The 9,486-nt window shown below is 73.0% G+C and carries 6 protein-coding genes; 1 reads left to right on the top strand and 5 read right to left on the bottom strand.

What is annotated here, in order from left to right; genetic code table 11:
• The first annotated feature begins 4 nt into the window (after positions 1-4).
• Entirely contained in the window at positions 5-445 is a 441-nt protein-coding gene (locus AB0E14_RS28515) for a hypothetical protein (RefSeq protein ID WP_362424199.1), read from the top strand.
• Positions 446-500: 55 nt separating this feature from the next.
• Here the strand turns inward: AB0E14_RS28515 and AB0E14_RS28510 are convergent, their stop codons facing one another.
• The 5 genes from AB0E14_RS28510 to AB0E14_RS28490 all read right to left on the bottom strand — a co-directional run.
• Complete coding sequence (locus tag AB0E14_RS28510; RefSeq protein ID WP_362424196.1) at positions 501-2,051, bottom strand: hypothetical protein; 1,551 nt, start codon at positions 2,049-2,051, stop codon at positions 501-503.
• Between the two features lie 6 nt (positions 2,052-2,057).
• Entirely contained in the window at positions 2,058-4,568 is a 2,511-nt protein-coding gene (locus AB0E14_RS28505) for a GTPase-associated protein 1-related protein (protein ID WP_362424193.1), read from the bottom strand.
• Positions 4,565-5,755: a hypothetical protein gene (locus AB0E14_RS28500; protein ID WP_362424190.1), complete on the bottom strand. Its 1,191-nt coding sequence runs from the start codon at positions 5,753-5,755 to the stop codon at positions 4,565-4,567. The genes AB0E14_RS28505 and AB0E14_RS28500 overlap by 4 nt, the downstream gene beginning before the upstream one ends.
• The gene (locus AB0E14_RS28495; protein ID WP_362424187.1) at positions 5,755-7,845 is read right to left on the bottom strand and encodes an Hsp70 family protein; all 2,091 of its coding nucleotides are present in this window, start codon (positions 7,843-7,845) and stop codon (positions 5,755-5,757) included. The genes AB0E14_RS28500 and AB0E14_RS28495 overlap by 1 nt, the downstream gene beginning before the upstream one ends.
• Positions 7,842-9,486: AAA family ATPase (locus AB0E14_RS28490; RefSeq protein WP_362424184.1), on the bottom strand; the 1,645-nt coding region annotated here is incomplete at its 5' end. The genes AB0E14_RS28495 and AB0E14_RS28490, both read right to left, overlap by 4 nt.

Below are 9,486 nucleotides of genomic sequence, written 5' to 3'. Positions count from 1 at the left end.
GCACGTGGTGACGGAACCGATCGCATCGCGCACGTTTCTCGGGGAGATGCTGGACGTCTTCCCCGAGATGCGTGAGCCGGTCGCGGAGAAGGTCCGCGCGGCCGTCGAGCTGACCGGCGACCCCGCGGACGGGGACACGGTCAGGACGGACGTGTACGGCCTGCTCTGGGACCTGTTCAACGATGTCCTGCTGCCCGCCCTGGCGGCGGAGCCGGGCCCGGAGCGGTCGGAGGTGCTGCGGCGCTCCTTCTCCTTCCTGGAGCGGGTCGCCGCCTCGCCCGAGCCGGTCGTACGGGAGTTTCTCGGCGGCCTGACCGGCGACTACCTGATCGGCCGGGACGGACCGCTCTCCTACGCCCACGCGGGCCCGGAGGTCCGCGCCGTGATGGTCCGCGCCTGCGAGGACTGGGGCCTGCCGGTCCCGGCGGACTGGACGGCCTCGTAGAGCCCGCACACGGCCACAAGGGCCCGCACCCCACGGGGGTGCGGGCCCTTCGCGGTCAGCCGCGCAGGCACCAGTCGACGAACTCGGTGACGCTGGCGTCCACACCGGCCTCCTCGTGGGCCACGGCCGCCGTGCGGAAGAAGCGGACCTCGCGGAAGTGCAGGTCCATGGCCCGGACGAGGGTGTGCAGGCCGAGGGCCTCGCGGAGCCAGGTCCGGGTGGCGTCGCTGTCCTCCGGGCGGGCCGGCGCCAGGCCGTGCTCGCTGAGCAGGTCCGTCTTGCTCACCGCGACGGCCAGCCGGGAACGGTCCAGCGGCGCGCCCATCGCGGCCACCGCCTGGACCGAGCGGGCGAAGACCTCCTCCGGGTCGACCGTGGAGCCGAGGGTGCGGTCGAGGAGCGGGCCGGGAGCGGGTTCCATCGTGGTCCAGAACGCCTTGACCGCCATCGGGTCCAGGACGAAGACGAAGGTCCGCGCCGCTCGCGCGTACCGCAGCGCGTCCGTGTCCTCGCGATCGACGAACCTCTCGCCGGCCGTGTCGAAGAGGTGAACGAGCCGCTGGGAGCGGCTTCGGCCGAGGACGAAGGAGTGGGCCCGGGGCAGCGCCCGCTGGGTGGCACGGGTGTGGCCCCGCATGCGAAGGACCTCGCGGAGCACCTGGTAGTGGGCGTCCGACTCCTCGTCGGCGAGGCTCAGCGAGGGGCCGCCGTGCGCCGCCGCGTGCTCCAGGGACAGCAGCATGGCCGCCATCAGCTGGGTCTTGCCCGCCGCCTGTCCGCCGATGAGCGGGATCACCACCTCGGGCATGTGGCCCGCGTCGGTGTTCATCGGCTTGCCGCAGTGCGGGTGGACACAGTAGGCCTGGAGCCGCGCGTTCCGGCTCATCAGCATCAGCAGCGTCGGCATGCGGCCTCCGCACTCGCAGCGGCGCCGGAAGATGCCGTACCGTCCCGGCCGGATGTCCATGTGCCGACGGCGGCAGGTGGCGCCGGGGCAGTCGTACGCCGGGTAGGGCACGCGCTCGAAGCAGTGCGGGCAGAGCATTCCGGAGCGAAGCCGTCTCATCGCGAGGAACGCCCGGTCGACCGTCCGCAGGGCCCCGGCCATGAGCCGGGCCCCGGCCGAGAGCAGCGTCAGGACGGTGGCGTGCAGCAGCAGGAGCAGACCGATCAGCGGCGGCGCGAGCACCGTGCCCACGCTCAGCCCCAGGTACAGCGCCACACCGTACGGCACGGTCACCGCGCGGGAGCGCGTCGGAGCGACGAACTGCCGTGACGTCACGGCACGGAACGCGTCGCGGACGGTGGTGGCGTACGACCGTCGCGCCAGTGTGAGGAGTTGGCGCAGGTCGCGGAAGGCGGGCCCGAAGAAGTAGTTGCGGTACGCCTTCACCTCCTCGTCCTGCGGACGGTAGGGCGGCAGCGTCCGGAACTCGGGGGTGCGCCGGTGGAGGACTCCGACGACCGTGTTCCCGTACCGGGCGAGCAGTTGCACCACGAGGGCGAGGCCCCTCAGGGCGGCGATGAGCGGGACGAAGGGCAGGAAGGCGCAGAGGGCGACGAGGTAGACGGCGGGGACGAGGACGAACGTGACGATCTCAGCCATGACCGGTCACCGCTCCTTCTCGTGCCGGGAGTTCTCGTCCGCCGGGGAGTCGGGTGCGCCTCCGGGAGCGGGTGTGGAGGCGGAGGAGGGCACGGATTTCGTACGGCGGGTGGCGAACGGGAAGTTCCGGGGCAGGCTCCACGGGCGGCGCCGTCGTTCCTCGACGTCCTCGGCATAGCGGTCGGCCAGTTCGGCCCTCAGGGGCCGGACCGCGCGCTCCAGCCGCGCGAGGTCCGAGACGTGCCAGCGCCCCACCGGCCCCGTCCGGATCTCCTCGATCCGCTGGGCGTGGGCCTGGGAGACCATGGCCCCCCTGGGCAGCGCGACGACGGCTGCGACATGGCTGAGCGCGATGTCGTCGATCGGCTTGTCGCCCGTCGCCTTCCGGCCCACGGCCGACAGGTATCGATCCAGTTCGCGGTTGCTCAACGCTGTCAGTCGCCCGCGCAGCCGTGCGGAGTCGGCGGGCAGGCGCAGCATGGCGGGCACCAGACGGAGGCGTGTGAGCGCCGCGGGGGCGGCCCACGATCCGGCTTTCGGGACGGCGAACGCGTCCACGAGTTCCGTGGCCTCGCGCGCGTCATGGAGCCAGTCGTCCAGCTCCAGCGTGATCCCTACGTACTCCCCGGCGCTCTGCGGCAGCCAGGCGAAGCGGCTCGGACGGGTGAGCAGCCGGCACAGATGGAGACAGTCCTCCAAGGCGTCGTCGTCCGCGATCGGCTGACACAGGGCGCGCTCCAGCCACTTCCCGACCGCCTCGTCCACCGGGCCCTCCGCCGGCAGCTCCGAGGCGATGCGGACCGCCTCCTGATGGGTCCAGGTTCGCGTGGACTGCCGCCACAGGCCGCGGAGCAGCTCCTCGTCGGGCGAGGCCTGCGCACGGATCCGAAGGATCTTGAACATGATCGGGACCGTCTCCGCGGGCCGGCGCTCGGCCCGGGCGCGCAGATGGTGCTCCTGGAGCAGAGGGCGGTCCGCCAGGTCGGCCTCCCGCAGCAGTTCGGCGGGGAACTGGGAGAACAGCTGCTCCTGTCCCGCGCGTTGCTCCAGCACCTCTTCCACGGCTGTCGCCAGGGATGTCCGCATCACCGGGAGGGAGGCGAGGAGGTCGGTCACCTCCGAGCGCAGTTTCGGGGCGGCGTTGAGGGTTCCGAGCAGTGCCCTGGCCAGGGTGAGCGTCTGCACGATCAGGACCGCCGACGGTACGGGAAGGCCGGCGCCCACGGCCCACAGCAGCAGGCGCGTCCGCTCACGCGGGGTCCGACCCGGGGCGTCCATCAGACGCCCCCAGAGCGCGGTGGCCCGGTCGCGCGTCACCGGGTCGGTGATGGGCACGGGCCTGACGGCGTCCTCGGCGGCGGCCGCGTAGGCCGCCATGCGCGAGGCGTGGAGCTTGCCCTCGATCTCCTGATGCACCGCCAGATCCCCACCGGCCTTCGCGGCGGCGCTCAGCGCGGACCGCCGGCGGTCGTCCAGGTCGCGGTGCTCCCGATGGATGTCCGCGGCGACGGCCGCCCGGCGCGCCCCCAGGTGCTCGGCCCCGGTCAGCCAGTCGATCACCGCGTGGGCGTCGACCGCCGTGAGCGGAATGCCCCCCGAGGCGGCCGCCGCGGCGACGGGAGCGTGCCAGTCCTCCACGCTCTCCTCCCCTCCCCGCACGTAGTCCGCGGTCCAGGACCAGACGGGCCGCACCGAACCGACACCGATCCTGGTGAGGAGACGGGCCAGGGAGTCGACGGGAACCTCGGGGAAGGTCCCGCGCGCGAAGTCGAAGACCGTGTAGGCCGCTTCGTCGTCGGGGCCGAAGACGAGCGGGGCCTCGGGCACCGTGCCGATCAGGTGCAGCCGACTGGTGGCCGGACGGAAGACGTAGGTGGCGAAGGAGAGCCCACGGGCCAGCGGGGGAGGCAGCAGGTAGGAGATGGCGGCGAACCAGTGCGCGATCCGGTCGGTCGAACGGTCGACCACCACCACCGAGCCCTGCTCGCCGAGCGCGGCGAACACGGCGGCCAGCAGCTCCGGCAGCCTGTCCGCGTGGGGATGGGCGCGCAGGAACTCGCGCACGGACCGGACGTCCATCGGCCCCGGCAGGGGCGCCTCGAGGGCCGGGATCTCCGTGCTCGGTGACACCTCGCGCGTCCAGGACGGCGAGTTCCACCACTCGATCGGGAGCACTCCGTCCGCCGCCGTGGCGAAGTCCTCGCTGTGCAGGCCGTGCGCGAAGTAGTTGCCGAAGCGGCGAGCGGAGTCACGGCCCACGTACCGCACACACACCGCCGTGGCACGGCGCCCCGCCCGGTCGTACGGCCGGTAACAGAGGTTGACCGGGCAGCGCTCCAGCTCCTCGGGGGTGTCCGACTCCACCAGGGCCCGGGGCGGCTCGTACCCGGCCAGAGCCTCCACGGCCTGCCGGGTCTCGACGGTGACACCCGCGCTCACGGCGTTGAACTGGAACCCGGAGTACCCGGTGAGCCCGTGCTCGCAGGAGGTGTAGTAGAGCTGCTCGAACCGCGTCATCCCCGGCCCGCCTTCGGCACCGAGCCGAACTCGCTCAGCAGCCAGAGCAAGGGGTCGGCCACCCGGTACGGCTGGATGCCGGTGGGCGCGACCCGGGCGTCGGGGGTGGGGTTGCGGCCGAGGGCGGAGACCCCGAAGTAGCGGTAGCGGGTGAAGTGGTTGTCCAGCAGCTGGTCGATCGCCACCCCGTCCCAGTCCTTGAGGAGCCGTCGCACCTCCTCGTGGACGTCGAGGCTGTCGCTCACGTCGAAACGGTCCCGCGGGGGCGCGTAGTCGCGCAGCGGGCTGCCCGGATCGAGCAGGTGCCAGAAGGCGTCCATCTTGGAGAAGACGACCGAGATCGGTGTGTCGATCTTCTGCGCCGATCGGCCGGAGCGCGGCGCGAGCAGGAGGTTGGTGACCCGGGAGAGGACGTTGATCGGAGTGTCGAGGCCCTCCGTCCCCGGCAGCGGCGTACCCGGCAGCGCGTTGTCGCGGGCACCCGGCATCTGGAGCGGGTCGAGCAGCAGCACGATGCCGTCGGCGCCGGCCAGATAGCGGGTGTTGAGCTCCACGTTCTCCCGGGAGCTGAAGTCCTCGCCGGCGGTGTCGAAGAACGAGAGGACGGTGTGCTGCGGACGCTCCCCGAGAAGGGTGCGTCGGCGCAGCCCGAAACGGAAGACGAGCGGGTCCACCCGGTTGAGGGTGGTGGAGGCGGTCTGGGTGCCGGGGAACATCTGGTTGTCGCGGTACAGACGGTCCTCGTAGTCCGAGCCGAAGCGCCGCATCGTGTCGTCGTCCGAACCCATCAGGGCTGCCCCGAACGCCTCGCCGACCCGGTTGCGCATCTCGTGGAGGAGCACGGTCATGTAGACGGTCTTGCCGGACGCCTTCGGCCCGACCATGGCGATCAGCCGGTTGTCCACCATGCCGAACTGAACCGGCAGTTCGGAGTGGCACACCGGGCAGATCCGGTACGTGGTCTCGCCGTCGCAGCCCGCGCAGACCGCTGTCGGCCTGCGCCCGTCCGCCGCGAAGTCGGGGCCGAGGTCGTGGCTGCGGCGCGGACCCTTGCGCTGGTCGAGGATCTCGTCGCGGCGGCGCTCGCACTGCTTGCCCGTCTTGCTCAGACGGCTGTTGCAGCGGAAGCGGATCTCGCGCGGAGTGAAGTGCTCGTAGCAGTAGGGGCAGGTGAGACGTTTGGCCATCAGGTGACTCGCAGTCTGTGCAGCGCCGTAGGGCGGATGTCGATGCCGGTGTCGGTGCCCGCGTCCGCGTCGGCCGGGAAGCAGACCAGCCAGGACGGGCCGCGCGTGGCGGGCAGCGGGAACTCCACGGTCAGGGGAGTGCCGGCCGGGAGACGTTGGGCGGGCACCTCGTGCAGGACGGTGCCCTCGGCCGTGCTGGTGGGACGGAACCGGCCGAGGCTGTGGACGATCCGGACACCGGGCAGGTCGCAGCCGGTCTCCGAGGTGAAGGTGACCGAGGCCGACCGGCCCGTGAGCCGACGGCGCACGCTGGGCTCGTAGGACACGAGCGTCGGCGCGGGCGGGACGAGCAGCGACGAGGCTCCTTCGCAGCCGTCGCCGAGCTCCGCGACCAGGGCCTCCACCGTGACGGTGACGGCCCCGCGGCCGACGGCCAGGTCGAACCCGCCGTCGTGCTCGTACACCCGGCGCCGGCACACCTCGTCGCCTCGGCCGGGGCCCGCCCCGGCGAGGGTTCCCTCCCGGCGCCAGCGGACGCGCGCGCTCAGGGCGCCGGCGGGCCACGCCCACAGGACGAGCAGATGGTCGCCGCGCCGGATGGCCTGGAGCTGATCGACGGGGACCGCGAACGCGGTCTGCGGATCGAGAGGAGAGCCGGCGGGGGCGGGGGCCGTGGCAGGGGGATCGTACGGGTCGCTTCCGCCGGGGCTGCTGCCCGTGGTGCTGGCAGTGCTGGCAGTGCCAGTGGTGTCGGCGGTGGCGGCCTCTGTGGGCGGGGACACGGTGTGAGGGGAGTCGGCGGACGAGGGCGGTGTGTACGACGGTTCGGCGGGCCGGGTTTCGGCGGGCGGGGTTTCGGCGGGCGGGGGAGCAGGGGGCGGCGTCTCGGTGCGCGGCGGGCTCAGCGGGCCGGCGTACGGGGCCGCCGCGGGCGGCCTCGCGCCGGTGTCCGCCGTGGGCGCGCGCCCGGTCGTGGCGGCCGACGGGGGAGGGGGCGGTGCCTGTTCTGTTCCGCGGCCGACCGGGGAGCCCTTCTGCCGTCCCCTGGGTTCGGGGTCCTCCGCCCGCCGGCGCCCGGCGCGCGGCTCCGGGTCGGTCGCGGCACCGCCCGGCTCGGTGTCGAGCGAGGAGTCCTCGGAGTGCCCGACGCCCACCCGAGGGTAGGTGTCGCGCCAGTCGGCGAATCCGGTCTCCGCCCGCCCCGGCCGGGCGGCCGGCCCGGCGACGACCCGCAGGATGCCGAAGTCGTGGAGGGCCAACAGCCCGAGAACGGTGGCCAGTTCGGGGCGGTCGCAGCGTACCGTCAGCCCCTGCGCGGCGGGCAGTTCCTCGATCTCGGCCCGCATCCTGGGCTCGGCGCACATACCGCCCGCCATCAGTACGGTGTCCACGGCCGGTTCCGCGGTGGCCAGTTGATCGGAGACGGCGGCGAACAGACGGTTCCGCAGCGGAGTCACCGCCCGCTCGAAGTCGCTCCGGTGCAGCGTCACCTCATGGCGCACGCCCGCGCTGTCCTCGAAGGTCTCGACGGCCCGGTCGGAGCCGTCGAGGGCCCGGCGGAGGGACTCGGCCGCCCGCATCGGATCGACCCCCGTCGGCAGGCGCTCGGCGAGCCCGGTGGCGACCGCCTCGTCCCAGTGCACACCGCCGAGTGGGAGGCTGACGGCGCGGACCAGGCGTACGGTCAGGTCCGGGGAGATCGCCAGGACACTCAGGTCGAGCGTCGTCGCCCCTTGGTCGCAGACGAGGACCGTGTGGTCCACGCCCTCCGCGACCGCCCGGTAGTGCAGGGCCACGGCCACCGGTTCCGGCACGACGCGTGCGACGTCGAGGCCGGCCCGCTCCACCGCGTACCGGAGCTCGTCCTCCCGGCCGCCCGAGACCGGGATGCCGAGCGCGATCGAGTGGTCCGGGTCCACGGGGAGGGCGCGTGCGTCGACCGGTCCGGACGGGACGAGCAGGGGCAGCGCGCGGCCAGGGTCGAGGACACCGTCCACCCCGGCCAGGTCGGTCGTGGTCACCTCCGGTTCCCCCTCGGGGCCGACCCGCGCGAGGCGCCCGAAGCGGTGCCCGAGATCGATGGCGATCATGCTCGTACGCTCCCTTCGTCGGTGAACCGGGCCGTGCCGTCGGGGGCGATCCGTACCGTGCCGTCGGTCCCGACGCCGACCCGGATCCGGCTGCCCGGCTCCGGGCGGTGCGTCAGCAGATGGCTGACGACGGCCGCCCGCACCAGCTCCAGTTCGTTGCGGATCTGCCGGCCTCCGTACGCCTGGTGCTCGGGGTCCGCCATGCGCTCCGTGATCCACGGGTGGAGGGTGTCCGTGTCGGGGACCAGCTCCACCTGATGACGCTCCCGGACCGACTCGGCGAGCTGGCGCAGCAGCCTGTCGGCGATCCGCACCACGTGCTCGTGGCGCAGCATGTCGAAGACCACCACCCCGGGCTTCAGCCGGCCGTAGATCTCCGGCCGGCCGATCTGCCGGAACTTCTCCTCCACCGCCCGGCTGAAGTGCGCCTCCAGTTGCGCGTACGAGAGCTCGCCCCGCTCCTCCAGCAGGCTCCGGACCTGCTCCGCCCCCGTGTTGGACGTGAAGATGATCAGACACTGGGAGAAGTACGCCGTCTGGCCGCGTCCGTCGGTGAGCCGCCCGTCCTCCAGGATCTGCAGGAACTTGTCCAGCACCTTCGGGTGGGCCTTCTCGATCTCGTCGAAGAGCAGCACACTGAACGGGCGTTCCTGCACCCGGCGCGTCAACTCGCCGCCCTGCTCGTGCCCGATGAAGCCGGGCGGCGCCCCGGCCAGCCGCTCGGCGGCATGCTCCTGCTGGTACTCGCTCATGTCGAAGCGGGCGTAGGCGCTCTGGTCACCGAACATCAACTCGGCCACGGACTTCGCGAGTTCTGTCTTGCCGACACCGGTCGGACCCACGAAGAAGAACGAGCCCCGGGGGCGCGCGCCGCCCGAGCTGCCGAAGTCGACCCCGACGAAGGCGGACTGGAGGGCGGAGGCGACGGCGCGCACGGCCGTGGACTGGCCGACCACCCGGGTGCCGAGGACCTCGGCGGCCCCGGCGACGGTCTCCCGGTCGAGCTGGGTCCACGGGTCGACGCTCACGTTGAGCCGGTGCAGCTCCAGGAGCTTGTCCGGCTTCCGCAAGGGCGCGTTGCGCAGCCACGACGTCCTGGCCAGGGATTCGATGTCCCAGGCAGCCATGCCGTCGGTCGCCCCCACCAGGGCTTCGAGCTCGGTCCGCGTGGAGTCCTGGGCCCCGTTGAAGTACCGGCGCAGCCAGGTGAGCCACAGTCGACGCTCGCTCGGGTCGGGCGGGCCGATGTGCAGCGCGGCGATCCTCGGGTCCTCCAGGTGGAACCAGCCCGGGAGCCGTCCCACATCACCGACCGCGCACAGGACCGCGTTGCGCGCGTGCGGGGCCGGACCCGGGGCCGAGCGGGGCGTCACGGCGTCCGTCATCGCGGCACGCAGGCGCAGATACCCCTGCTGTGATTCGGGCTGCCCGGGCGGGAGATGGTGGTCGACGTCCTCGAAGACGAAGGCGGTGGCCGCGTCGGGCGAGGCCACCAGGCGGTGCACGGTGGCGACGACGTCCTCGAACGCGCGCGGTGGCCCCGACGTGCGGGGAGCGAGGAGACGGTCCCGGCCGCGGTCCCGCTCGCCGCCGCGACGGGCGCGCGCCGACGCCGCGGGATCGCCCACGGGTGGAGCTCCC

The sequence above is a fragment of the Streptomyces sp. NPDC047981 genome (assembly GCF_040653315.1).
Taxonomy (GTDB): Bacteria; Actinomycetota; Actinomycetes; order Streptomycetales; family Streptomycetaceae; genus Streptomyces.
This window is presented reverse-complemented; position numbering and strand designations above follow the sequence as displayed.